Origin of the sequence: Ventrimonas faecis (assembly GCF_040096075.1) — a bacterium.
Lineage (GTDB): Bacteria > Bacillota > Clostridia > Lachnospirales > Lachnospiraceae > Brotaphodocola > Brotaphodocola faecis.
In genome coordinates this window covers 18,780-43,598 of sequence record NZ_JBBMFJ010000003.1, presented here as the reverse complement: position 1 = coordinate 43,598, position 24,819 = coordinate 18,780, and the positions used below count along the sequence as shown (strand labels likewise).

Below are 24,819 nucleotides of genomic sequence, written 5' to 3'. Positions count from 1 at the left end.
AACTTAACGCAATCATTTATAAGCATTTCCATCCTCCGGGTGCTGTCCGCCGGCAATCTTGCTCACGATTTCCGGCCCGGTTTCATAAATTTGCATCAGGCGCTTGGCCGTGCCGCTGGGCTGAACGGCGCCGCTGGTCCAGAGCCGGACAGTGGAGGGCGTAACGTTCATCAGAAGCGCAAAGCCCTTTTCGTTCATATCCAATTTTTCCATCAAAGCCTTAACCATATCGGGGCCATATTCCGGGCACCGGGCGGCTTCGGCGATCATTTGCAAAGCGGTATTTTCTGTCTTCGTCATGTTAAAATCCTCCTGTTAAATTGAAATAGCCGCCTGTTTCTGGCGGCATTGTAGTTGACGGCCTTTAATTTGTTCCCTGATATGTTGCAGCTTTTCGTTATAGTCCTTTCCGACGCGGGGCGGGTTGACGCTCACCCGGATATGCTTAAACCGCTGATCCTCATGGAGCATGGCTTTGATTTTCCGGGCATTGGTAAGGCCGCCAAGATCATTGTCCATGTAAAGCGTGACCCGCTTTATTTCCGGGTGGCGTTCCAGAAACGCGGTCAGCGCCACATGGGAGGTGCCTCCCAGGGATAAGCGGTAGCCATTCCATTTCCAGCCTTCGAGCTCTTGCAGCGTGGCATGGGAAAGTGCGTCAATGGGAGCCTCAAAAACGGCCACATGGCGGCTGCCCGGATTCTGCGGTGGGTAGCAGAAGCTAAATTCCTTGTCACTGCCATAAACATCCTTTTTGAGATTGCCGGTGATACCGCGCATACAGGCAAACTTCGCTTTCCCCGCGTTGTCTTTTCCGACAAACACGCAGACCGGTTCGCCATGATACCGGGCCTCATAGAAAAGCCCGTTCCGAAAGCACCGGCTGATCACATCCGAACTGATCCCGCGCCGCTGCAAATACGAAACAGCGGCGGTAGCACACCGTCTGGCCCAGGGCAGCGTAAACGGTTTCTTTTCCGGCTCTCTCTGTGCCTGCTTTGCCGCCGCGCTTTGGTAAGCCGGCGTCTGCCGTATTTCTCCGCCTGCCAGTGCTTGAACCGCATCCACCAGACCATAGCCCCGAATCTGGATCAGGTAATCCAGGGCGTTAATACTGCGGCCCCGGCTGTTCCAGTACCAGTACCGTTTCCCGGTCACATAGACCAGGCTGTCATGCTCCTTGTGCCGGTAATTGGGGCCGTCCCGTTTGAGCACGCCGGGCTCATGGGATTGCAGCCAGGCGAACAGGTCCGCCTCCCGTGCCGCCTGAATCTGCTCTTTGGTTACACCGGGCATGGTGTCGGCACAGATTTTCGTTTCATCGTGCTTCGCCTCCTTCCTGTGATGATATGAAAAAAGACGCCTGAAAGCGCCTAACAGCCGTACAGGTCATGGTTGACCTCCGCACGGTAATAGCTATCCATTGTTGCCGGCGCGTTATACAGCGCTGCCAGCAGATAAGCCTTGATGTTGTTGACCTTCGTAACGTTCTTGTCGATACAGTCAAAAACATACTCCAGGTGGTCGGAATTGATCTTTAAGAACCGGCTCCTGACAACCTCCCGTGGGAAGTCGTCTCCGGCAATGCGGATATAGGGCCGTCTTGACAGCACCGTTTCCAGCATAAGCTCCACAGTCTCGTCCATGCGTTCCTGCCCATAGCGGGGAACCAGAAAGTCATACTCAATATTCTCTTTGATAATTCCACGGTATGCCTCTGCCATATCCATCCTATCAATCCCATCCTGACAGCCTGCCGTTTCCGGCTCTTCCGGATAGATTGATTGATGTGTCCTTGATATATCCGTTTTTGATTTTTTAGTTTTTTGTGGATTAGTATTTAATTGTGCGGGATTTTCCTGTTCAGGTTCCGCCTGTTCAGGTTTTGCCTGTCTTGGATTTACCTGTCTTGGATTTTCCCGTTTAGGTGAAACACCTTGTTTTACGCCGGTTACAGGCTTTTCGTGGATCGTGTACTCAATATCGCCGAGCTGTCCGTTCTCATTGCGGAGGCGCTGCCTGGTGAGATACCCGTGCCGTTCCAGCTCCTTCAGGGCGGTGGTAATGGAATCCACGCCATCCCTGCAAATGTGGGCCAGCCCCTTTGTGGTATAATCCCAATCTTCCGGCAGCGACAGCATAAGGGAAAGAAGCCCCTTCGCCTTTAAGGACAGTTCCGTATTGCGCAGGTGGTGATTGCTCATAACCGTAAAGTCCTTCGTTTTCTCTACACGGAATACAGCCATTTCACAGCCTCCTTTCTTCGGTTATTCCGTTACAAAGCGCGGTCCCTGCGGTCATAATGGAGATGGCCGCCTGAGACCTTCGCATGATTTTTCAGTTTGACTTCGCCCCGTTCCTGGCTCTCTAAGAATTTCTGATAGCCGGCCTCCGTAAGAAACAGGCGCATTTTATCGCCCTTATCCCCAACAGGGGAATCATAGGACAGCACATCAAAGACGATCATGTGCTTAACCTCCGGGTCAAAGCGTTCCAGCCCCATGATGTCATGCCCCTTTAATTTCTCCGCGCCGGACTGCTGCCTGGCCTCGGCGATCCTTTCCCCGATAGTCCGGGGCGGGTGGGGCAGCCGGTAATTCTTCTGAATGTCCCGCACCAAATCCATGCACTCACGGTCCGACAGAACACGCACCTTTGCCATAAGGCTTTCCGCCGCCTCCCGCAGCTCGGAATTGTTTGAATATCGCACGGTCATGTAAAGCTCATTCAGAACCTTTGCCTGACAGTCTCCTTCGGCCTGAAAGAGCATCTTTTTTTCCATTTCGTTCAGTTCCATGTGTGGCTCCTTTCTTCTAAAAATCTGCATGAAAAAAGGGCGTCCACCTAAAAAGATGAAACGCCCACGGCAATCAGCGGCCAGGCAAAATGCCGGACCGCTGGCACTATTCGGTTTTGTCGTTAATGTAACAGCCTCCTTTTTTCGTCAATTTTCTCGCCATATTTCAACTTGGGAAAAGGAATTGAATAGACGGCGACAAACGCTGAAACCCCTTGAAAATCAAGGCTTTTTCCGTTTGTCGTTATTATACCGTAATGGCATTCACACGCTTCATTGCTTATCAGCATGGGCGAAAATCCTTTACTTATCAAGGAACGTTTAGGACATGAAAAAATACAGACAACACTCGGCACTTATGGTCATCTGTATCCAAATACGAATCTTGAAGTTGCTAAAAAACTGACTGGAATATTACAAGTACAATCTGCTACTGAAAGCATTGCTAATTATACCAGCAATCAACATACAGCAATCTATCACAGAACAGTTGAAGAAAAATAATGCAATGAAAATGCAATCCTATAAAGGAAAAGCTGTAAAACCCTTGTAAACAAAGGCTTTACAGCTTAGCTCCAACTATTCAAACTCAATCGTTGCCGGTGTGCTACACCATTTTCGCTTCTCGAACATATTTTTCCAATTCGCTTCCTGTTGCAATCCACATATTCTTTTCTTTTAATTCACGCAATATCTGCTCAAATAAAAACATTCTTCCTGGAGAACCAATTGTCTGAGGATCAAATTTTATAACATAACATAGCTTTAACTCATATGCCGCTTTTAGTTCACGCAGCCAGTTATCCAATACCTCATCATAACAAGCAATCCGTGGTTCTCCAACAGGGAACCCAGGTCCATATGCAAAATATGGGAAATCCTGTAACTCCCATCTCATAGGAATCTCTACCAACTTTTCATCTGTCAGATAAGGAAGATCCTGGTCAAATAAAGAACTATCATATCCAATCCCCTCTTCCCGAAGAATTCTCATTGTTTCCCAGGTACATTCTCCCTCCGGTAGCCGAAATCCCCTTACTTCTTTTCCAATCAAATCTTCTAACCCTTGTTTCCCTTTTCTTATTTTCATTCGCTGTTCTTTCTCCGTTAAATCATGAAAATTTTCATGGGCATATCCGTGCAGAGCAATTTCATGTCCTCTTTTATCAATCTCCATAATCTTTTCTGAATACTTTTCTACCGCAACCCCAGGGATAAAAAAGGTTGCCTTCACCCCCCACTCATCCAATGCATCCAAAATCCGAGTCAATCCCCGATGGGTTCCATAAGTCCCCATGGAAGTACTTTTAGGTGTTTTATACTTGTCTCCCATTGCATGCCAGATAAATTCATTGTCTAATTCTATCGTGACCATCGCTATACCCGCTGTCCCTATTCTATTTTCCATCACATTTTCTCCACCAATCCGCTATTTCATTTCCCTGTGCAAACCATACATCTGGTTTTTCTTTCATATACAGCATCAACTCTTCCAGCATCTGATACCGTCCCGGAATTCCAATAATCTGAGGATGAAGCATAAATACCATGCACAGTCCGCCTTCATAATAACCATCAAATTCATGCTTCCAATTGGATAACACTCCTCGATAACTAGAGATTCGGTCCTGTCCATCTGTCAATAACGGCCAATAGTTATATGTAAACGCTGGATAATCATCCAATTCCCATCTAGCTGGAATCTCTATAAAATCAGATTCTTTTCCTTCAAAAACTGTTTTATAAGGGCGGTCATCGCCCCTCATAGAACTTGAATACTCAAATCCCATTTCCTGCCAAATCTGGACATCGTTCATAGAAAAATCACTGGAAGTTGCACATACGCCCTTGGCTCTTTTCCCAATAATCCGTTCAAACGCTCTCTGGCTTTTTATAATTACTTTCTTCCACTCTTCTACCGGGCGATCTGTGTACATGCAATCTTCATGATCATATCCGTGGAAACCGATTTCATAACCATAAGCATCAATTTTTTTTACCATATCTGGGTAAGTCTCCGCAATCTGTCCTGGTACAAAATACGTACAGGCAATACCCATTTTTTGAGTCAATTCCAGCAATCGGTCTACCGCTCTCTCTGGTCCATATTTTCCATAAGAAATCGTTCTTGGATATACCGTTCCTGGCCGATTATAAAGTGACTGTCCATCTACATGGATCGTAAACATTACTGTCATCCTAGCATTCCCAGGCCAATGAATTCCTTCATATTTCATTTTTTGATCATCCTTTCCATTTTAGGTATCTTGTCACAAAAAATACCGCCAGTACCATTGCCATTCCTTCACTGACTGCACTGGCATACCATAGATTTCCCTTTCCCGTCAAATAAGGCACCACAACTAATGCAAGAATCGGAAACATCAGCCCTCTCCCTATGGAAATCGGAAATGAAAACATGGGTTTTTCAATGGATGTAAAGAATGCAGCTGTTATTACATTCAATCCCATCAAAAGAAATGCTACTGAATATTTTCTTAATGCAATTACACTATCTTCATAAATCATACTGTCTTGTCGGATAAAAAGCCCGACAATCCCATTTCCAAAGACCTGACATATCAAAAAGCTTCCGCAGCCAAAGCAGATGGCCATTGTCAACGCCATTTTAAAAATCGTCTTATAATTTTTCTCTTCACCCTTTCCATAATAAAAGCTGCTGATTGGCTGAATCCCCTGACCAATTCCAGACATGATCATCAAAACTAACGTATTGACATATCCAATTACCGTATAACTGACAACTCCATTTTCTCCCATCAGTCTCAAGATCGTCTGATTAAATGCAAATAATACTACTCCATTGGACATCTCTGTAATACTATCTGCAAGTCCAAGTGGAATGGTTTTCCGATAGATTTTCAATTTTTCTAAGGCAAACGAAATTGGGACAACATGAAGTTTTTTCGAATCTTTTGAAAAATACAGAAGATAGAGAACCGTCGATACTACCTGGGCAAGTCCTGTGGCCACAGCCGCTCCACGGACGCCCCAGCCAAACACCATGACAAACAACCAGTCCAGTACCAAATTGGTCACTCCGGCAAGTGTCACTCCAATCGTAGAAAGAATCGGTGTTCCATCTGTCTTTACCAGAATTTCCATGTTATAGGAAACAATAAAAAATATCGCAAACGGAGAAACACCTCCCACATATTCTTTCACATATAGAAGCGTATCTTCATTGGCTCCAAGAAACCATGCGATTTTCTCCAGATTCAACACGGTTATTGCGGTGATCACCCCGGATATCACAGCTGCCACCACAAGATTTCTGGTAAACAGTTCTGATGCTGTTTCGTCTTCTCCATGTCCCAAACAAATGGAAATGGTTGTAGACATTCCTACTGCCAGCAGTAATGCAGTTGCAAATAGAAAAGAATTGTATGGCGACGATAAATTTACCGCCGCCAATGCAATTTCTCCGACACCTTTCGCCACAAAGATTCCATCTACCAATGTATAAAGGGAAAACGCTACCATCGACAGAATGGTTGGAATCGTATAGCGGAAAAACTGTCGGACCAAATCTGATTTCATTCTAACACATACCTTTCATAATCATACTCGCATGGGTTTCCCCAGGCAATCAGCGCATAGCCTTCGCTGACGCAATAAAGCATAGAGGCAATCGTCTGGAGTCCTTCATCCCCCGCATGATTGCAGACCGATGCCGGATACCCATAGTGATCTCTTAAACACTCCTGTAAATACTCCTTGGTAATCTCACCCTGTTTTTTCTGAAGCAAATACTGTAATCTCTGACCGCGGAAATGCCTCTGATGATGTTTGTCTGCCGGAATAAAACGGTCAATGGCCGGATCTGCAAGGATATCATTTCCCTGAGTGATAATTCCGCGATTTGGATACAGTTCAAAATTCTCCACCGGTGTTGTTTCATATACAATAGCATCCTGATCCTTGGCGGAGGTAATCACATAATTCAGCGACACGCATGGATGAAATCCAGCAATCAATGCTTTTGCCTCATCCAATGTCTTTGCCTGCAAAATCCGTCTTCTCATAAAATTTGTTGGAACAGCTACTCCACGGACATCTTTATAGGATAAAAGCGTACTGCAATTCAGCGAAATCCCATGGCTATTCATGCCACTGCGGATCAGCTGTGCCGGTTCACTAATTCCAACAATCTTTGTGCCATTTTCCTCATCAATATGAAGCACATACAGATTCTCTCCGATAAACGGGGAATTATCCCAGTTTTGACCACCTATGGTTACATGCTCCTGTGTTGCCTCCGGTAACAGCGCATAACAGGTACACTCATTATGTTCATGATTATTTACACCCTTTTTAAATTTCAGTAATTCATAACGGGTATTTAATACCATCACCACTGCCAGATCCACTTCCGCGCCAGCCGCAATTCCTTTCGCTTCTTCCATCAGCTCCGGCATTTCTTTTTCCAGATAAGGGACATATTCCATGGCCATATTCCTAGCCTCTTCCCATGTATATCCTTTTTTCTCGAAAGACTTCCGGTATCCAACGCAGACACGTTCAATCTCTTCTTTTACTTGGGCACCATGCTGACGCCCTCTTTCAAATGGATCTGAAGATTTTACATAGATTTCTCTCATTCTCCTCTTCATGTTATATTCTCCCTTCCTTTAGAAAAATGGAAATACGATCGGCAAAATCAATACACAGCATGCAAAATTGATGATCAGTAACGGCCAACCATATTTGAAGAAATCCTGAAATTTCAGGTTCGTAAATGGCATAATCAGCTGGTTGGTTCCAGATGCCATCGGTGTCAGATAAGAGCTGGTTGCTGCCATGGCAATGGCCATAACAATGGCTCTCGGATCCGCTCCCAGATGCTCTGCAAGCGCAATTCCAACCGGTGCCAGAACGCCTGCGCAGGCCATGTTGTTCATAAACTGGGTCATGACAACAGTTCCAAGCCACAGAATCGCAGTAATCAGATACAGATTCGTACTTCCGCCAATGGCGCTGATGAAAATATTACTGAAAATGTCTCCCAATGGAGTCGTATTGATAATTGCGATTGCCAGATTGATACCTGCACAGAACAGAACCAGCTGGGCACTCATATTGCTGAAAAACTGTTTTGGTTTTGCAACTTTCAGGAAATATAATACCGCAATGATGGCATACCCGAAGAAATACGGGCTGAATCCCTTGATAACGCCTACACTGTCTAATACCATGCCTGCTAAGAACAGAAGAAATCCACCGCATACGATATGCTGCTTTCTCTTCATTTCCGGGGAAGCTGCCGCTCCTGCTTCCATCAGTACCGTTGCGTCGCCTGGAACTGTTTCTTCATAGGATGGGCACATCTTATTCATCAGAATCAGATAAATTCCACCAAGAATCATCACTGGAACGCCTACCCAGGCAAAATCCAGCATGCCAAATCCTTTTAATCCTGCTTCTACCAGCGCAGTGTTTGCATATACATTTGAGGTAGTACCTACCAGCGTGCATGCACCGCCTAACGTAGTTGAGAAAATCACAAACAGACACATCTTGGAATAGCTGAACTTTGTTCTTTTGGCAATACCATAAATCACCGGTACCAGTGCCATGGCCACATGGTTGTTCGCCAGGAAGTAGGAAAATACATTGCCAAATACAAACAGCACCAGAAGAAGCATTTTCTCTTCTTTCTTTGGGTCACCACCAGCTACTTTGTTGGCATATTTCACTGCCGTGTTTCCGATCACGCTGTCAAGTCCTGTAGCGCTCATCAATCCCATAAAAATACAGATGATGAACATCAGCTGCAAGCCGGAACTGGAAAATACCGCATAAACCTCTTTCTTCGTCATGGTCCCCAAGAACACTACAATCGGTGCAACTGCCACATAGGTCAGCCAATTCGGCAACCGGAATGCAAGAATCATAATAAATACTGCGATCCCCAATATCGCTCCAAATAACTCCAACGTCATTACTCTTTTCCTCCTAAGTATTTTTTCGCTGGCCAGCGTTTCTTTGTATCTTTATTATAATTTCTCCGGTCCCCATAAGCAAATCGTTAATCACTTGGGTTTTCATAAGCATTTTCTAATACTTCTTTACTTTTCGTTTCCGATCCGACATGTTATAATTTTCTTAGATGTAAGCATTTTATTGGGGGGAAATTATGGTTAATGAACGTAAAATTGATTATCTTCTGAAAATTGCAGAAACTCAGTCGATTACTAAGGCTGCCAAAGAATTGTATGTATCCCAGTCCGCATTAAGTCAGTTAATCGCCTCTCTGGAAAAAACCTATGACACAAAGATTTTTGAATATAAAGGTGGACATCTGACGCCTACCTATACCGGAGAAATGATTTTAAACACGTTCCGTCAACAGCAATTACTGGAAGGAAAATTAAACCGTCAGTTGGAAGATGTACGCCAATCCCGTACTGGACAGTTATCTATTGGAATTTCTAGTGGAAGAGCTCCTATGTTCCTTTCCATCGTTCTTCCAGAATTTCAGAAAGAATTTCCCAACATCCAGCTGACTATTAACACCCGTTCCACCGATGGTTTTGAAAATATGGTTTCTTCCGGTTATCTGGACCTCGCCTTTGTGATGGATCAGGCCAATGTTCCAAATGAATTTAAACAGGATCTGATCTATGAACCCCTATTCGACTACTACTGTCTTTTAGCTGCCCCACCAACTCATCCTATTGCCCAGATTGCAGCAAAACAACCAGATTGGAGGTTACGTGAACCAGTAAATCTGAATGATTTCCAGAACGAAACCTTTATCAGTGCTATTCCCACGGAACGTCACAAAAAATGGGAAGAAAATATCTTAAAACCCTATGACTTCCAACCGAAAAATATGATCCGTTTATCAGAGGAGGCTGCAATCTTTAGCCTGGTCCAGGCGGGACTTGGTTTTGCCCTGCTGCAGGATTATGTGGCATTCTCCCACCATTATGGAGCATTTTTCCGTCTGGATCATGATAACTCCAAAGCAACCTTATGCATCATTTACCACAAAAACGCAGTCTTGACAAAGGCCGCACAGTATTTTATTGAATTAGTGAAAAGGCACACGGAGCTGGGATCATTTTCCCGGTTCTGATGAAAAAGAATCCTGCTTGCAGGATTCTCCGCCTGCGGCGGGTCGCGACAGCGGCACTCTTGCTGCTATTGCTCCTTTAAAAATATTGGAGGTTTCAACTATACAGGCCTTTGTTCCTCCTATCGCCACAATCTCCATACCTATCGGCTTCATCTTCGTATCAAAATACAGCACTACGATCTGTTCTCTGTCCAAGCCCCGAAAAACTGGCTCTACAATTTCTGCAATCTGTTTCGCCTCTTCCACATTTACGCCTGTCCAATGGTTCCTTAACTGCTTATCTTCTTCCAGCCTTACTTTATATAAAACGATTCTTTTTTTCTTCATTCAATCGGCCCCTTCAATCAATTACTGCATACACAAAACATCTCTTCACTGTGTATCATGTCCCACATAACACCTAAAATCTCTCTGTATACACATAAAACACGAGAGTGTAAAATAAAGTGTGTAAGTTACCGGTAACAAAGCTTACGCACTTTATTTTACACTCTCCAAATCACATAACAAGAGCCCGGAAATCCGCATAAACACTGGATTTCCGAGCTTCATTTTTTTATTCAAACTCGGCAATTTCGGAGATATTATTAAACATATTTATTTAGTTTTCATCTCGTTTCTGCCGTTATTTTATCTCTGTTACATATATTATTTTGGCTTGCTGATTTTCTGTTGCCAATTTGTTGCCATTTCATTATAACCATAGCATATGTGTTTCGCAATCGCTATTTTGAAAATATGCTTCAAACCACGCTTTTTTCGCATCCAATGCATTCCTTACCGCACTTTCCACAGTCTCGCCACAAGTAATGCAACCTGGCAGATCTGGATAAAAATTCACAAATCCGCCTTCATCTTTGTCTTCTACAATTTCCATGCGATAGGACATTGCCATGTAATCATTCGGTATCCCCATTGTTCTTTTCCCCACAATCTATAACTTCCCAATATCCATTTTTAGGAGAACCATGCCGGATAAGAATACCAAGTTCTTTTAATTTCTTAATATTTTTTTCTATGCTCCGGCTTCCCATACCTAATTGTTCTGCTATTTTTGCTGCCGATAGCTGCCTATCACAGAGAAGAAGATTCACAATTTTCTTCTGTGTATCCGACAATTCATAACCTCTAATTATATCCGAACCTTCTCCGACTCTTCTCCGACTCTTCTCCGAACTTTCTCCGGCTTCTTTCTCCAACTCTGTCATAGAATTATTTCTAAATAATTCTACCCGAAACATATTATCGAATTCTTGAAATTTGGGTTCTGGAAGATCATATTCCTTCGCCGCATTAAAAATTCTCTTTATACCACTGCCCCAGGCTTCCACAAGCCCCATCTGACTAAAAATATTAGCAATTGCTTTATTTCTGATTTTTGAATGACCGTTCATGACTTCCTCGTAAGTCAGTCCATTATATAGTCCGCCTGGAGAAGTCACTTCCAGTCGATCATCATAAACTGCAACCTGAATACAGGATTCGTCCAATAAATTTCGATGACAATGTGCATTAATAATCATTTCTCTGATTGCCTCTGGTGGAAGCTCATATTTTTCCTTTCTCACCAGACCATCAATTGTTGCTCCAAGTCTTATATTTCTCAGTACAAAATCCACAGTCTCTTCAATCTGCGTATAAATCGGTCCTGTAAATTCTCTTTTATCCAGAAATACAGCCCGATCTGTTCCTTTAAAGACTGCACATTGGGTTTTAGAAAACGGAAAATAATCAGAAGTTAACAATGCATAGGCATTCGTTGCTAATAACTGTCCCTCACTTTGTTTCAGAATTTTCCAGTTAATAAGCTGCTCTTTCTTCACTGAACGTTCTGTCATTCCAACTTTTTCACGAAAACTTTCAATGTCACTACAAAGCTTTTCTGTTGCTTCTTTTGAAACAGGATATCCTACACAAGTAAGTTCATCCCACGAAATTCTAGCTCCTTCCATTTCAAGTTCTCTTATTTTCTCTGGAAAAGCCTGTCTGGATGTACCTGCCACACGAATATAGGTACCATTCTCTTTCCCTTTTGATTTCAGATAATATGGGCGGTTCTTTCCTGCTTCTACTGATACAATAATCACAGTTTTCTCATCTACTGTCTGCGGTTCAATATCTGGAATAATTTGTGGCATACAAGAATCTGAAACAGCATTGGCAATTCCATCCATTAACTGAAATAATATTTCATTTTCCACACCCACAATCTCGTGTGTCTTATCATCTACGCCTACAACCAGCTTTCCGCCCTGGGTATTGGCAAAAGCTACGATTGTTTTCATGTACTTTTCACTTTTATCTGGTAAAGTAACTTTGTATTCAATATTTTTTGATTCTCCAGAAAACAATGTGTCTCTTGCCATTTTTCATACCCCATTTTTCATTATTTCTCGCACCACTGGTGCGATATTTTATTTTGCTACTTGTATTGTACCCTATTATGAGTGTTAATCAAACATTTTTATTGACCATTTTCCCCTTCAAAATCCACCGGCTGTATGTGAATCCCTAAAATCCGATAAACTAAGGTTCCATCTTATGGATAAAAAGCTGTGCTTCTTAGATAAAAGCCTAATAATCATAGTTCTCTATAAAAATGACTCATCATAATCATCACTGCAATAAACATATTCCATATTATGCGTTAATGCGCAAGTAGTATGACATACAAAGACACGTTGTATTGTCATCTATCACATTTCTTAATTTTGGCACACCATAAAGCAAATATGATTCTGTCTTCCAGCAAAAAAAACATTTCTTATCTTTTTCTACACATTTGCACCCGCCTTTAAAATTCCACTCAATTTGTTTTTTTGCAGCTTTTATATTATTAGATTGTGCATAATATATTGATAAATTTGATTTACCCATATTCTCTGTAAGCGCAGCAGTAAATTGACTATCAAATGCCCAATCGTCAAGATTATCTACATATAAATCCACATCCGAAGATTGAGAAACAATGTATTTTAGAATATCTCTATATTCACCATCCATTAATTTTCTATCATTAAAAACTTCATCTGTGATAAGGGTATAATCAATACCTTTTTTGTTTTTTGTAAAATGTATCTTTTTTAACTCATCATATAGACCACTCTTTTCTTCAAGAATCTCTCCTTCATACCCCTGTTGATTAATTCTTCTATACTTAAAATGGTTCTTTAATACCTTTTTATTATTTATCTGTTCAATGATATAATCTTTGTACAATTCCAACAACTCTTTATGCTTATTTGATACTTGTACAATATCAATATCCAAACCATTCGAGCTTACATATATGTGAATTGGTATTTTAATATATTTAACAAACGTACTATCAACCTTATCTATTTTCAACAATTCTTCTTTTACCGGCTGAACTCCCTCTGAAAAATACAAAATATTTTCTTCGTCAAATATCTGAGATATCCTTTTGAATTGCTCTATATAATATTTGACTTCTCCAATAGGAATTATTGGTTTCAATTTTCCATCGTTATCTCGTACATTATTCAGCAATTCATACGCTGAGGAATCAATAATATTCCCTAAAATTCCATCAAGACATACATTTTTCAAAATATCTTGTTTTTTTTCTGTTCTATTAAGATTGTTTAACGCCTCTCTACCTGCTGTCATCATCTTACAAGAATTAGTCGATACCATTACAAGATTTTTTGAATACAAATCTGCTAACGTTACATCTAACAACTTTCGTTCCAATCCTAATATCTGAGCTATCTCATCAATTTGATAAACACCTACATCAATAAGCTGAAGTACTTTTTCTTCAACAAGACTAATTGGCATAATGGTTCTTTTGGTTACAAGCAATGATGTCTCATATATTGGTACGTAAACTAAATCAGAAAAAAGATAATCATATCCTTCATTTACAGGTATAATGTGTTGGAACAAATCTTCCATTAATTTTTTCAAAATAGATTTCCTCCCTTACATGAAATAATCTTGCAATGATCGTGAGTTCTAATGTAGTCTATTATTTCAATAAATTTATTATTTGGATCATTATAATTATAAAAGAAATTTAAGTCACCACAGATTATCAACAATTTTTTTGCCCTAGAAAAAGCAACATTTACACGCTCCTTTTCTTTCTGGAATCCAATTGAATTATCTGTTCTTACTGTACTATACATAATAATATCATTCTCGCGTCCTTGAAATGCATCTAACACATTAATATCAATTTGTGCAATTTTATCATATCCGATTGCTTTAACTGAATTTCGAAGAATATCTTTTTGTCCACTATATCCGGTAATTATCCCTATATCTTGGTTATCTAATTCATTCGATTTCTTTAAATCCTCAAGAATATCTAAAATAATACGTTTTTCTTCCTCATTCATGAATGAATTTCCTTTGGTTTTCTTCTGCTTCCTTCTTCTGTTTTCTGAAGTATCAAACCAAATTATAGAATTACCTTCGTATCTCGATAGTCCATGAAGTTTATCTTCGTCCTTGCACCCAGTATCAATTGTTCCTCCATAGAAAACAGTACTAATCAAATTTCCAATATTTCTTATCATTCTATATTGGGTACTTAAAACTTGCTTGTGTGAATTTGGTAATGTTTCGAATAATATATCAAACATTCTATATTCTGGATTTTTTGTAAGTTTTGCAATCTTTGGAGATATGCTTTGGTCTGCATAGGCTGGTAACTGATTTTGATCTCCTACTAAAATTATCTTTTTTGCTTTGATTATAGAAACTAGCAATTCCGGCGTTGTTGCCTTTGCCGCTTCATCAATAATAACATAATCAAATTCCATATCTTTAACAAAACTATTTGCTAAAAAACCTATACATGTTCCTGCTATAACCGTAGCACTTCGTACTAACTGATAATCAAGGCAGTCCTTTTCTACAGACCTATCAATCCAATCCTTTTGTATTTCTTTTATTTTCTTCCATCTGTCAAGAATTCTCTGATCTGATATGTCTTGGTATACTTCTTCCATACTTTTGTCATACTCTTCAACATTCTTCTTCACATCAGAAAAAAGCTTGTCTCTATGAGCTGGCATCGTATATCTACAAGTTATTTTGGGTGATACATTTTTGTCAGCTCCTATTCTGACTATTTCTAAATCATCTGAAATAGTACTATCTAGGCCTTCCAAAATATTATCCACCGCTGTATGTGACTGCGAAACAATAAGTATTCTAGGACTATCTGCTGTTTTTATAGATTTCGTAACAACTTGTCCTATTATTTCCTTTATTACCTTTGTTTTCCCAGTTCCAGGTGGTCCCTGTATCAATCCAATATTTTCAGAGTTTAAAGCTTTTATGACCGCTTGTTGTTGTGATGTATTTAGCTTTTGTGCAATAAATTTGGGTTCAAATATCGTTGGTATCTCCTCTGGTTCTTCAACATTTAACAAAATATCTTTCAAATTTCGTGCAGAATACTCTTCACTTTTTAATGATCTAATTGCATTCATCTGACGCTTATAAGAACTGGTATTTGCGCGAAAGTCTTCCATAACATTGCTTTTCTTCTTAAGCAGTGTTCTTACATTTCCTTTTAACACTTTTTTAGGCATTTGTATAACTATTTTAACGCTATCGTCATCACATATAATATCATCTAGAATACCCAATTCAAAATATACAGGTTGTCCTCTATCATCAACACCTTCAATAATAAATTTTGTATTTTGCTCCAACTCATCTATTGACTTATTTTGACATTCGTCTACTTCTAAAACAATTTGACCATTATCAATATACGATTCAGAATATACTATTTTTGCAACTTTGTCCTTTTCGCTAATAATAGATTCCTCTAATCCCTCTTGCCAGCTTCCAAATAGCTTATCAAATTTTTCTTCACGTTCCCTGTATCGTTCGTTCTCTTCACGTCTATTTTTAAACATAATCCATAGCTTTTTATTATCTTTTCCATTATGACATGTATATCTAAATCTAGAATCATAAAAAGAGAGCTTACCTTCAATTTTAAAACTTCTACGAATATTAATATTTCTACGATCAGTTGCAACTTCAAAAATCCTCATCACTTCAAAAGATTCTATTTTTTCATCATAACTACATTCCACTACGATATTTTTCCCTGTAATAATATATTTCCCATGGTGTTCATCATAATATCCGTATCCTTCTGAAAATTCCCTTTTTAAAAATGAATTGGTAAATTGCGTCATGTTCATGCTATTTTCAATTACCATACTGCGTTTCAAATAACGCATTTTTTCAAAATCGATAAAAACACTATAATCATTTGCAGATGTGTTTAATTCACCTATTAATTGTGTAAAAACATCTGTAATTTCATCTATAGATTCCGGTCTATCAGATGGGTTATCCTGAAGCATCGAACAAAGCATGTCTTTTAACACTTCATCCATACTAGATTTTTCAATCAAACAAATCGTTTCTACATTTGATTCTGCTTCTTTGCACAAAAATAATTCAGAGAAAATAACCCCCAAAGAATAGTAATCGCATTTTTCAGTAATATCATTTCCTTTTACAACTTCTGGTGCTGAATAATTTTCTGAAAACATTGGCATAGTAGTTTCTTTCTCAATAATTGTCTTTATCTTGCTTGAACCAAAATCTATAATTGTAATCTCGTCATTTACATCATCGTAAATTATATTTTGGGGCTTTAAATCTCTATGTATTACATCATTTGCATGTGCATTATATACTGCCTGCAAAATTTTTAAACATATTTCGTACTTCTTCAATTGTGTGAATGAATGCCAATCATATAAATCCAAAGTCTTCCCATCTACATAATCCATTAGTATTGCACCATAATTAGATTTTCCATTATATTTTAATGATGCTGTTGTGTCCCTTATCTTTACAATATTACTGCATGAATTCAATACTTTAAGAGCTTCCATTTCTCTGTTAAATACTAATTTCTGAAAGGGCTCATTAATACCCCCATACAATTTCAAAACATATATCTTATCTTTTCCTCTAACCCTAACCTTAAGAATGTGATTATCCCATATTGGGGATTTATGCATTTTTTCTATTACAGTATAATTAAATTGTGATTCTGACATTTATTTTCCTCCTCATATAATCAAGTATTTTTATTGAAAATTCAAGATTTTACCTATTATACTTCAGTGAATAACCCTCTGTCATAGACATTTCAATGTATCAGGTACTAGGATTGTCGCTCCCATAGCAATAAACACCGTTAGCTATTCTTCTGCCATATTTTCATCTATTCTATAACTTGTTCTTCTTATATTATACTGACAAATACAGTATAAGACAACGAATATTTGTACAATATTCCATTGCCTAATTTCAAAAATGCACCCATTTCCGGGTGCATTCTCTCATCTACTACTGCTCAGGATACAGTTCTTCTAGCACCTCTTCCAGCGTTCCATCTTTTGCGTAAGGCAACGCATCTAACTGTCTGAAATTATGCTTGATGTCTTTCGTATCCTCGTCAAAGCCCAATATGTAACTTGTTGCTATCTTATATATAATTTCCGTCGGAGCTAATCCGTACACCTGTTTTTCAAAGATGTGTTTCAGACGCTCCTTATTGTCTGGAAATTGCTTTTTCATCTCGTCACTCTGATATAGCCTTTTTACAATCTCTGTAATATACAGACCTGATTTCATGTACAGATCAATAAATGTCTTATCCGGCATGTCAAAACATCCGTGATTCTCCTGCTCCAGCATGTCCAACATTTTCTTAACCATTGTCTTTGGCGTAAATATCTGATTGGTTTTCTGTGGTGGGATATAATCAAATTATTGTTTCATAAAACTCAAACTTCCTTATCGTACTCTTTCTAGATTTTCCCATGACCACGTTTCTCCTTGATTATCATATAAAAACGCGGTACAATTTATTAAACGAAATAAATATCCGCACTTTCTAACAGCTCTTCCTTTGCCGAGGGAGGGCTGTTTTATTCTTTAGTCATGCTGTAAATCTTTTTTTCATAATAAGCCTTTGGAATACGTCCGCAAATAGTTGTATAACCTTGCTCTTTCAGTTCTTCATTCCAACCTGCAATCATGCGATACGCAAAAGGTCTGGAAATCTGTAAATCATGCATCACCGTTTCTACTCTCACAAAAAGCTGTTCACTTTTTAATTTTTTTGATGTACTCATTATTCACAACCTCCATTTTGTTCTTTTTTTTGTTATTTGGTGACCATTTTGTTCTCCTTGTATTCATATTATCTCATGTAACACTTTTTGTCAATCTTTATTGTGCTTAGGTTCTCATTTTGTTCTTGACAATGTATGTACAATGTATTAGAATAAAAGAAATATGATTGGAGATATTATTATGAATGTCAGTGAAAAAATCAGATATTATAGAGAACTCCGTGGGTTAACTCAACAACAACTTGCGGATTTTTCTGGTATTCCTCTGGGTACACTAAAAAAATACGAAACAGGTAATAGAAATCCCAAACAAGAACCTTTACAACGCATTGCTGATGCCTTACATATTAGTATCACCTCTTTTCAAGACATTCATTTAGAAACCATTGGAGAAGTTGCACCTTATCTATTTGCCATCTCCAAAGTTGGCAAAGTTCAGTTTCATGGTAACAAAGATGCTGATGGAAAATTTGACCTAAATACTCTGACCATATCTTTTGATTCTCCTGTATTAAAGCATTTTCTAAAGGAATGGGCGGACAGTAAAGTTATCATCGACCATTTAAGAGATGAAGCTCAATTTTCTCCAGATGAAACAACAAAAGCATTTTTACTTAACCGTGCTGATGAAATTGAGCAAGAATTGGAACTCCGAATGGTTGATTCTCAAATGCTCATACAAAGTGCAAAAAAATAAGGAGCCTTATCGGCTCCTCACTTGTTTATTCGTTGCATTTTCCTCAAACTGCAAGCATTTTGCAAGCACAAAGCCCAGAAACCTTTGATTTATAAGGCTTCTGGGCTTTATTATACTATTCAAACTCGATTGTTGCCGGCGGTTTCCCCGTGCAATCATACAGTACTCTGTTCACATGCTTCACTTCATTGACGATTCTACTGGATACTCTTCCAAGTACCTCCCACGGAATCTCAGCTGCTTCTGCGGTCATGAAGTCGATGGTGTTGACTGCTCTCAACGCGATGGCATAGTCATAGGTTCTCTCGTCACCCATAACGCCTACGGAACGCATATTGGTCAGGGCTGCGAAGTACTGGCCGATGCTGCGGTCGAGACCTGCGTTTGCAATCTCCTCGCGGTAAATGGCATCTGCCTCCTGTACCATTTTTACTTTCTCAGCGGTTACTTCGCCGATGATGCGGATTCCAAGCCCCGGGCCCGGGAACGGCTGACGGTATACCAGCTTTTCCGGAATACCAAGCTCCAGACCTGCCTTACGGACCTCATCCTTGAACAGATCGCGCAGCGGCTCGATGATCTCCTTGAAATCAACATAGTCAGGAAGTCCCCCGACATTGTGATGGGACTTGATGACAGCGGACTCACCGCCCAGGCCACTCTCTACGACGTCCGGGTAGATGGTTCCCTGTACCAGGAAATCCACAGCGCCAATTTTCTTTGCCTCTTCCTCGAATACACGGATAAATTCCTCACCGATGATCTTACGCTTGCGCTCCGGTTCCTCTACGCCTTTTAACTTTGCATAGAAACGCTCCTGCGCGTTCACGCGGATGAAGTTTAAATTATACGGGCCGTTTGGTCCAAATACTTCCTCGACCTCGTCTCCCTCGTTCTTACGAAGCAGGCCATGATCTACGAATACGCAGGTCAGCTGGTCTCCAACTGCCTTTGCCAGCATAACTGCTGCTACGGAGGAATCTACGCCGCCGGACAATGCGCAGAGCACTTTACCCTTGCCGACCTTCTCACGAACTGCCTTAATGGTGTTCTCTACGAATGCATCCATCTTCCAGTCGCCTGCACAGCCACAGACTTCATATACGAAGTTGGACAGCATCTTGGTTCCCTCTACGGTATGCAGTACTTCCGGATGGAACTGGATTGCGTAAAGCTTCTTCTCCTCGCACTCTGCTGCTGCCACCGGGCAGTCCGATGTGTGGGCAATGATCTTAAATCCAGGAGCTTCTTTCTCAATGTAGTCGTTATGGCTCATCCAGCAGATGGTCTTCTCGGATACATTGCCAAACAGCTTGCTGGACTTGTCCACGGTTACTTCAATCTTTCCGTACTCACGAACAGGAGCCTTGCAGACATGTCCGCCCAATACATGGCTCATGAGCTGCGCGCCATAGCAGAGTCCCAGTACCGGAATACCAAGCTCAAACAGCTCTTTGCTGCAGGTAGCAGCGCCCTCCTCGTACACGCTGTTTGGACCGCCGGTCAGGATAATGCCCTTCGGATTCATTTCTTTAATCTTTTCGATATCAGTCTTGTAAGAATAAATCTCACAATACACATTGCACTCACGTACACGGCGGGCAACCAGCTGGTTGTACTGACCGCCAAAGTCGATTACAACAATCTTCTCTCTGTTCACGAGTCTTCCTCCTATTTTTTGTGATAAAACCGAAGTAACTCAGTTTCATCTTGATGTATCTCACGCTATTATACCTAAAAACACCGTACTATACAAGTGGGTTCCGCAAAATTGGCAAAATCCTCAGTCTCTGCCGCGTTCTGTAAAATTTTCCGTTCAAAAGCTCCTGCTTCTGAATAACCGCTGTCTTTTTCTTCCTTACAATTCACTTGCCAACTGTTTAAGATTCCCAGTAACACCTTGTTTTATCCCGGAAATATGGGATAATGAAAGCAAAGAGAGGAGGAACTGATTATGAAGAAAAAACTGATTACCCTTATGCTTGCATCCATCGTTCTGACCGGCTGTGGGGCTGCATCCAGGAATGCTTCCTCACAGGTTTATATGGCAGAAACTGCCGCCGCTTATGACACGGCTTCCGGGGCAGGAAATGGAATGCCTGCCAGCTTTTCCAAATCCGCCACCACTAATTTTGATTCTGAAGCTTCTTTTGATGATTCCGATTCTGCCCAGTTATCAGAAAATGATATCCTGTCCCAGAATCCGGAAAAAAATCCGGATACAGATCCATCTGGCTCCGAAAACGCCTCTGCCGAAACTTCCCAGGCGCCCATGGAACGCAAGTTGATCCGCAACGTGAACATGGATCTGGAAACCCGGGAATTTGACACCCTCACAAAATCCATTACCGATGCGGTAACTGCTTTTGGCGGCTATATCCAGCAGTCTGATGTCTCCGGCAACAGCCTGAACTGGTCCGGTGACCGCTCCAGCCGTTACTCCACCATCACAGCCCGCATTCCATCCGACAAGCTGGATGCCTTTCTCACAGAAGTATCCAGCCAGGGAAACGTCACCTACAAAAACGAAAGCGTGCAGGATGTGACCCTCCAGTACACTGATATCACCAGCCGGAAGAAAACACTCCAGATGGAGCAGGAACGCTTATGGGCGCTTCTGGAAAAGGCTGAATCTGTTGATGCTGTCATTGCCCTTGAATCCCGCCTTTCCGAAGTCCGCTACCAGTTGGAATCCCTGGAGTCCCAGCTTCGCACCCTGGATAACCAGATCGTGTACAGTACCGTTTACCTCTCCATCCAGGAAGTCCAGGTTCTCACCTCCACTGACCCGGATACCATTCTGGTCCGCATCCAGAAAGGACTCAGCCGCAGTTTGAACCAACTGCAAGTCTCCTCCGTAGATTTTGTGGTGTGGTTCATATCCAGCCTCCCGATTCTCCTGGTACTGGCAGTGCTGATCTTGATTGTAATCGTAGTTTTTCGGAAAATCTTCAGGAAGCAGGATTTTAGAAAAAGCAAAAAAACAACTAAAAATGAAACAAAGGCCGCAAACGTTGAAGCAAAAGAAGAAAACAAATAGAAATACCAACTTAAAAGCAATACCAATATAGGTCCGAAGCCGGTAATCCCGGCATTCCGCTGCGCAAAATATGGGTATTGTGTTCGGACGATGCAGCTGACAGATGTTTGCGGATAGTCGGACTCACCGTCCGCCTCCCTCAAACACCAGTCGCTGCATAGCCGGACACGTATACCCATATTTATGCTCCGCGGAATGCCGGGATAACCGGCTTCTGCTGTATTGGCCCCGCTACGAGAGAAATAAAATCAGCCAGAACGGTACTGATAAAAGCCATGATTTCCAGCTTTTACCAGTACCATTCTGGCTGTGTTTTTTATTGCAGCAGAATAGCCAGGAAAACAGAAGCAGGCCGGGGTGGTATCCTGCGTAGCATAAATAGAAGTGCAACGTGTCCGGCTATGTGGCGACTGACGTTTTCGGGAGGCGAACGATCAGTCCGACTATCCGCAAACGGCTGTCAGCCACATCGTCCGAACACAGCACTTCTATTTTGCGAAGCGGGATACCGCCCCGGCCTGCTTCGGACCTTTCGTGACTATTCTTAAATTTTTATTTCCTGAGCTTCCGAATCTCCTCCCCCAGCTCCTTCGCGCTCTCTATCATTCCATCAAACGCCCCGTACTGGTACAGATTCATCACAAAGATTCCGATCGGCACCGCGATGATCATGCCGGATATTCCATGAATCTTAAAGCCAAGATACAGAAACACCAGGGTCCACAGCGGCGGCAGACCCATGGAATCTCCTACGATTTTGGGCTGGATGACCTGGCGAATGACCTGGGTCAGGACATAGAGCAAAGCCAGGCCGGCTGCAAGCGGATAATCCGCCGACAAAAGCTTGAACAGTGCCCAGGGAATCAGCACGGTTCCGGTTCCGAACAGTGGCAGGAAATCAAGGATTGCCACCAGTACACCAATCAGAAACGCGTATTTGATTCCAAGCACCAGAAATCCAACCACCAGAATGACCGCTACCACAAACATGATGCGGAACTGGGCCAGAAAATATCCGCCAATCAGTTTTTTAACATCATTTTTCAGATAACGACCATAGCCTTTGACACTCTCCGGCAAATGTTTTTTCCAGAATTCCACGATTTTATCCTGCTCCGCAATAAAGAAATAGGAAGAAAGGATCGTCACAATCACATTGACCAGCGCGTTCGGAATTCCTTTTGCAACATTTCCGGCAACTTCTACAGTCGGAGAGGCGATTTTCTGCACAACCAGACTGGCCGCATGGCTGATGCTTCCAGCCAGCTCCTGCCAGTTTGTCTGCACCTGCTCCGGCAGTCTGGAAAACAGGCTGGCAAACCGGACAGAAATCTCCTGAAGGTCTGCCGACAGCGCATCATACAATACCGGAAGATCTTTTGCCAGCTCCACTGCCTGCAAAATCAGTCTGGACACAAGAAAATAGCTTAATCCGATAATCAGGGCCAGCACAGCCACCACGATCAGCACGGAACTGTGTTTCCGCACTATTTTTACCCGGCTTTCCAGAAAGCGTACCAGCGGATTGGCAATCATGGCTATGATCCATCCGATCACAAAGGGCATGAAAAATTTCAGAAGCTTTGCTCCAAGCAGGCAGACCAGCAAAATCTCCACTGCCGGAATCACAATATTCAAAATCAAACGGGCATAACGTCTGTCCATACAATCACCTTCTTAATTTCAGTCGCGGCTGTGCAACGTTTTCACAGTCACGAACAAAAATCCATTTCCGATTGACACCGTCGATGAACTGGTTGATCGCTTTCATACTTTTCCCCGATATTCCCATTTTCATACCCATATATATGATTTACTGCGCCAAATACTTCTCCAGGAACGCAAATAATGCTTCCATCTCCTCCCGCGTACCAATGCTGATGCGCAGATAATTAGAAAGTCTTGGCTGGTCAAAATACCTCACGTAGATCTGCTGCTTTTTCAGCGCTTCAAACAGCTCCTTTGCCGATACCCGGTTGTGGGAAGCAAAGATGAAGTTTGACATGGAATCCGGGAAGGTAAAGCCAAGCTCTGTCAGACGGGTCTTGGACCACTCTCTGGTATCGATGATCTTCTGCACAGTCTCCTTAAAATACACATCATCCTTTACCGTCTCCGTTCCCAGGATCAGAGATGGCATATTCATGGTGTAGGAGTTGTAGGAATATTTTACATCGTTCAACGCCTTGATGAGATCCGGATGACCAATGGCAAAACCAATACGCATGCCTGCCATGGAACGGGATTTGCTGAAGGTCTGCACCACCAGCAGGTTCTCATACTTTTTAATCAGTTCCAGAGCGGATTTGCCGCCAAAATCAATATATGCTTCGTCTACGATCACCACTACATCCTGGTTATGGCGGATCATATCCTCCACAGCTTCTAAGGACAACAGAAGACCGGTCGGCGCGTTCGGGTTTGGAAAGATCACGCCGCCGTTTTCCCGGTAGTAATCCTCCGGGTGAATACAGAAATTCGCATCCAGGGCCGGAGTCTCATATGGAATGGCAAACAGATCTGCCCACACTTTATAAAAAGAATAGCTCACATCCGGGAATAACACCGGTTTTTCCGAGTTAAAGAAGGTCAGAAAGCTCATGGCAATGACATCGTCGGAACCAACCCCCACAAAGACCTGGTCATCACCCACACCGTAATATTCTGCCAGTGCATGCACCAGATCAGACGCGGTTGGATCCGGATATTTGCGGAAACGGTCAATGTCCATATGTTTCAGTGCCTCAGCCACTCCAGGCGCTGGCGGATATGGATTTTCATTGGTATTTAACTTGATCAGCCGGTCCCCCTTCGGCTGCTCCCCCGGTACATAAGGAACTACTTTACGAATATTACTCTCCCATGCTCTCATTTTCGTGTCCTGCCACTCAAAATGTGTGTAAATAGACGCACATCGAGATAATATAGGTTCTCACGAACTCTACTTACTGCTTCATCGTGTATGCTTTTGATTGACCGAAATCATATCTACTTGCAGGTTCTTGTACACTCCACAGTCGTTAATTCCCGAAT

General features: G+C 41.7%; 21 protein-coding genes and 2 pseudogenes. 4 read left to right on the top strand and 19 right to left on the bottom strand.

Translation table 11 applies throughout. The annotated features are described in order from the left end of the window. Nucleotides 1-12: 12 nt before the first annotated feature. From WMO41_RS02340 to WMO41_RS02325, 4 genes are all read right to left on the bottom strand, one after another. Nucleotides 13-300 carry a helix-turn-helix domain-containing protein gene (locus tag WMO41_RS02340; protein WP_009252035.1) on the bottom strand — a complete coding sequence of 96 codons (288 nt, stop codon included), beginning with the start codon at nucleotides 298-300 and terminating at the stop codon, nucleotides 13-15. A 15-nt stretch (nucleotides 301-315) separates the two neighbouring features. Further along, nucleotides 316-1,296 (bottom strand): DUF3991 domain-containing protein, encoded by a 981-nt coding sequence (locus tag WMO41_RS02335; RefSeq protein WP_009252036.1) that lies wholly within the window; start codon nucleotides 1,294-1,296, stop codon nucleotides 316-318. Nucleotides 1,297-1,373: 77 nt separating this feature from the next. Beyond that, nucleotides 1,374-2,246, bottom strand: coding sequence for a DUF6017 domain-containing protein (locus tag WMO41_RS02330; protein WP_009252037.1), 873 nt, complete (start codon nucleotides 2,244-2,246; stop codon nucleotides 1,374-1,376). Nucleotides 2,247-2,275: 29 nt separating this feature from the next. Next, nucleotides 2,276-2,797: a DUF5720 family protein gene (locus WMO41_RS02325; RefSeq protein ID WP_009252038.1), complete on the bottom strand. Its 522-nt coding sequence runs from the start codon at nucleotides 2,795-2,797 to the stop codon at nucleotides 2,276-2,278. A gap of 261 nt (nucleotides 2,798-3,058) precedes the next feature. On the opposite strand from WMO41_RS02325, the pseudogene WMO41_RS02320 reads away from it, so the two are divergent. Further along, a pseudogene (locus WMO41_RS02320) lies at nucleotides 3,059-3,301 on the top strand (site-specific integrase); the annotation flags it as partial. A gap of 103 nt (nucleotides 3,302-3,404) precedes the next feature. On the opposite strand, the gene WMO41_RS02315 reads toward WMO41_RS02320, so the two are convergent. The 5 genes from WMO41_RS02315 to WMO41_RS02295 are packed head-to-tail and all read right to left on the bottom strand — an operon-like array spanning nucleotide 3,405 to nucleotide 8,760. Then, a complete protein-coding gene (locus tag WMO41_RS02315) occupies nucleotides 3,405-4,205 on the bottom strand; it encodes a polysaccharide deacetylase family protein (protein ID WP_349228448.1) in 801 nt (266 codons plus the stop codon). After that, on the bottom strand, nucleotides 4,195-5,034 hold the full coding sequence (locus tag WMO41_RS02310) for a polysaccharide deacetylase family protein (RefSeq protein ID WP_349228447.1): 840 nt from the start codon (nucleotides 5,032-5,034) through the stop codon (nucleotides 4,195-4,197). The genes WMO41_RS02315 and WMO41_RS02310 overlap by 11 nt, the downstream gene beginning before the upstream one ends. Before the next feature lie 7 nt (nucleotides 5,035-5,041). Continuing rightward, a complete protein-coding gene (locus tag WMO41_RS02305; RefSeq protein ID WP_349228446.1) occupies nucleotides 5,042-6,358 on the bottom strand; it encodes an MATE family efflux transporter in 1,317 nt (438 codons plus the stop codon). After that, complete coding sequence (locus WMO41_RS02300; protein WP_349228445.1) at nucleotides 6,355-7,431, bottom strand: C45 family autoproteolytic acyltransferase/hydrolase; 1,077 nt, start codon at nucleotides 7,429-7,431, stop codon at nucleotides 6,355-6,357. Before WMO41_RS02300 ends, WMO41_RS02305 begins: the two co-directional genes overlap by 4 nt. Before the next feature lie 18 nt (nucleotides 7,432-7,449). Further along, a complete protein-coding gene (locus WMO41_RS02295) occupies nucleotides 7,450-8,760 on the bottom strand; it encodes an SLC13 family permease (RefSeq protein WP_349228444.1) in 1,311 nt (436 codons plus the stop codon). Nucleotides 8,761-8,954: 194 nt separating this feature from the next. On the opposite strand from WMO41_RS02295, the gene WMO41_RS02290 reads away from it, so the two are divergent. After that, complete coding sequence (locus WMO41_RS02290; protein ID WP_349228443.1) at nucleotides 8,955-9,899, top strand: LysR family transcriptional regulator; 945 nt, start codon at nucleotides 8,955-8,957, stop codon at nucleotides 9,897-9,899. Here the strand turns inward: WMO41_RS02290 and WMO41_RS02285 are convergent. From WMO41_RS02285 to WMO41_RS02255, 7 genes and pseudogenes are all read right to left on the bottom strand, one after another. Beyond that, nucleotides 9,882-10,226, bottom strand: coding sequence for a JAB domain-containing protein (locus WMO41_RS02285; protein WP_349228442.1), 345 nt, complete (start codon nucleotides 10,224-10,226; stop codon nucleotides 9,882-9,884). The genes WMO41_RS02290 and WMO41_RS02285 overlap by 18 nt on opposite strands. Before the next feature lie 412 nt (nucleotides 10,227-10,638). Further along, nucleotides 10,639-10,815 (bottom strand): annotated as a pseudogene (locus WMO41_RS02280) (type II toxin-antitoxin system HicB family antitoxin); the annotation flags it as partial. Then, nucleotides 10,799-12,265 carry an ATP-binding protein gene (locus tag WMO41_RS02275; RefSeq protein WP_349228441.1) on the bottom strand — a complete coding sequence of 489 codons (1,467 nt, stop codon included), beginning with the start codon at nucleotides 12,263-12,265 and terminating at the stop codon, nucleotides 10,799-10,801. The pseudogene WMO41_RS02280 and the gene WMO41_RS02275, both read right to left, overlap by 17 nt. Nucleotides 12,266-12,539: 274 nt before the next feature. After that, the gene (locus tag WMO41_RS02270; protein WP_349228440.1) at nucleotides 12,540-13,829 is read right to left on the bottom strand and encodes a hypothetical protein; all 1,290 of its coding nucleotides are present in this window, start codon (nucleotides 13,827-13,829) and stop codon (nucleotides 12,540-12,542) included. Next, complete coding sequence (locus WMO41_RS02265; protein WP_349228439.1) at nucleotides 13,826-16,966, bottom strand: AAA domain-containing protein; 3,141 nt, start codon at nucleotides 16,964-16,966, stop codon at nucleotides 13,826-13,828. Before WMO41_RS02265 ends, WMO41_RS02270 begins: the two co-directional genes overlap by 4 nt. Nucleotides 16,967-17,258: 292 nt before the next feature. Next, entirely contained in the window at nucleotides 17,259-17,630 is a 372-nt protein-coding gene (locus WMO41_RS02260; protein WP_349228438.1) for a hypothetical protein, read from the bottom strand. Nucleotides 17,631-17,842: 212 nt separating this feature from the next. Further along, entirely contained in the window at nucleotides 17,843-18,049 is a 207-nt protein-coding gene (locus tag WMO41_RS02255; RefSeq protein WP_349228437.1) for a hypothetical protein, read from the bottom strand. Nucleotides 18,050-18,230: 181 nt separating this feature from the next. Between WMO41_RS02255 and WMO41_RS02250 the strand changes: the two genes are divergently transcribed. Next, nucleotides 18,231-18,746, top strand: coding sequence for a helix-turn-helix domain-containing protein (locus WMO41_RS02250; RefSeq protein WP_182432652.1), 516 nt, complete (start codon nucleotides 18,231-18,233; stop codon nucleotides 18,744-18,746). Nucleotides 18,747-18,861: 115 nt separating this feature from the next. Here the strand turns inward: WMO41_RS02250 and guaA are convergent, their stop codons facing one another. Beyond that, entirely contained in the window at nucleotides 18,862-20,406 is a 1,545-nt protein-coding gene (gene guaA / locus WMO41_RS02245) for a glutamine-hydrolyzing GMP synthase (protein ID WP_349228436.1), read from the bottom strand. 294 nt (nucleotides 20,407-20,700) lie between these two features. Here guaA and WMO41_RS02240 point away from each other — a divergent pair, with 294 nt between their 5' ends. Beyond that, entirely contained in the window at nucleotides 20,701-21,786 is a 1,086-nt protein-coding gene (locus WMO41_RS02240; protein WP_349228435.1) for a DUF4349 domain-containing protein, read from the top strand. Between the two features lie 552 nt (nucleotides 21,787-22,338). On the opposite strand, the gene ytvI is transcribed toward WMO41_RS02240, so the two are convergent. Both ytvI and hisC read right to left on the bottom strand, forming a co-directional pair. Continuing rightward, the gene (gene ytvI / locus WMO41_RS02235) at nucleotides 22,339-23,451 is read right to left on the bottom strand and encodes a sporulation integral membrane protein YtvI (RefSeq protein ID WP_349228434.1); all 1,113 of its coding nucleotides are present in this window, start codon (nucleotides 23,449-23,451) and stop codon (nucleotides 22,339-22,341) included. A gap of 148 nt (nucleotides 23,452-23,599) precedes the next feature. After that, nucleotides 23,600-24,658 (bottom strand): histidinol-phosphate transaminase, encoded by a 1,059-nt coding sequence (gene hisC, locus WMO41_RS02230; protein ID WP_349228433.1) that lies wholly within the window; start codon nucleotides 24,656-24,658, stop codon nucleotides 23,600-23,602. Nucleotides 24,659-24,819: the final 161 nt, after the last annotated feature.

What these genes read in the sequence shown, in the direction of transcription:
- WMO41_RS02340 (WP_009252035.1), bottom strand. Translation starts at nt 300, where the DNA reads ATGACGAAGACAGAAAATACCGCTTTGCAAATGATCGCCGAAGCCGCC.
- WMO41_RS02335 (WP_009252036.1), bottom strand. Translation starts at nt 1,296, where the DNA reads ATGCCCGGTGTAACCAAAGAGCAGATTCAGGCGGCACGGGAGGCGGAC.
- WMO41_RS02330 (WP_009252037.1), bottom strand. Translation starts at nt 2,246, where the DNA reads ATGGCTGTATTCCGTGTAGAGAAAACGAAGGACTTTACGGTTATGAGC.
- WMO41_RS02325 (WP_009252038.1), bottom strand. Translation starts at nt 2,797, where the DNA reads ATGGAACTGAACGAAATGGAAAAAAAGATGCTCTTTCAGGCCGAAGGA.
- WMO41_RS02315 (WP_349228448.1), bottom strand. Translation starts at nt 4,205, where the DNA reads ATGGAAAATAGAATAGGGACAGCGGGTATAGCGATGGTCACGATAGAA.
- WMO41_RS02310 (WP_349228447.1), bottom strand. Translation starts at nt 5,034, where the DNA reads ATGAAATATGAAGGAATTCATTGGCCTGGGAATGCTAGGATGACAGTA.
- WMO41_RS02305 (WP_349228446.1), bottom strand. Translation starts at nt 6,358, where the DNA reads ATGAAATCAGATTTGGTCCGACAGTTTTTCCGCTATACGATTCCAACC.
- WMO41_RS02300 (WP_349228445.1), bottom strand. Translation starts at nt 7,431, where the DNA reads ATGAAGAGGAGAATGAGAGAAATCTATGTAAAATCTTCAGATCCATTT.
- WMO41_RS02295 (WP_349228444.1), bottom strand. Translation starts at nt 8,760, where the DNA reads ATGACGTTGGAGTTATTTGGAGCGATATTGGGGATCGCAGTATTTATT.
- WMO41_RS02290 (WP_349228443.1), top strand. Translation starts at nt 8,955, where the DNA reads ATGGTTAATGAACGTAAAATTGATTATCTTCTGAAAATTGCAGAAACT.
- WMO41_RS02285 (WP_349228442.1), bottom strand. Translation starts at nt 10,226, where the DNA reads ATGAAGAAAAAAAGAATCGTTTTATATAAAGTAAGGCTGGAAGAAGAT.
- WMO41_RS02275 (WP_349228441.1), bottom strand. Translation starts at nt 12,265, where the DNA reads ATGGCAAGAGACACATTGTTTTCTGGAGAATCAAAAAATATTGAATAC.
- WMO41_RS02265 (WP_349228439.1), bottom strand. Translation starts at nt 16,966, where the DNA reads ATGTCAGAATCACAATTTAATTATACTGTAATAGAAAAAATGCATAAA.
- WMO41_RS02260 (WP_349228438.1), bottom strand. Translation starts at nt 17,630, where the DNA reads ATGGTTAAGAAAATGTTGGACATGCTGGAGCAGGAGAATCACGGATGT.
- WMO41_RS02255 (WP_349228437.1), bottom strand. Translation starts at nt 18,049, where the DNA reads ATGAGTACATCAAAAAAATTAAAAAGTGAACAGCTTTTTGTGAGAGTA.
- WMO41_RS02250 (WP_182432652.1), top strand. Translation starts at nt 18,231, where the DNA reads ATGAATGTCAGTGAAAAAATCAGATATTATAGAGAACTCCGTGGGTTA.
- WMO41_RS02240 (WP_349228435.1), top strand. Translation starts at nt 20,701, where the DNA reads ATGAAGAAAAAACTGATTACCCTTATGCTTGCATCCATCGTTCTGACC.
- ytvI (WP_349228434.1), bottom strand. Translation starts at nt 23,451, where the DNA reads ATGGACAGACGTTATGCCCGTTTGATTTTGAATATTGTGATTCCGGCA.
- hisC (WP_349228433.1), bottom strand. Translation starts at nt 24,658, where the DNA reads ATGAGAGCATGGGAGAGTAATATTCGTAAAGTAGTTCCTTATGTACCG.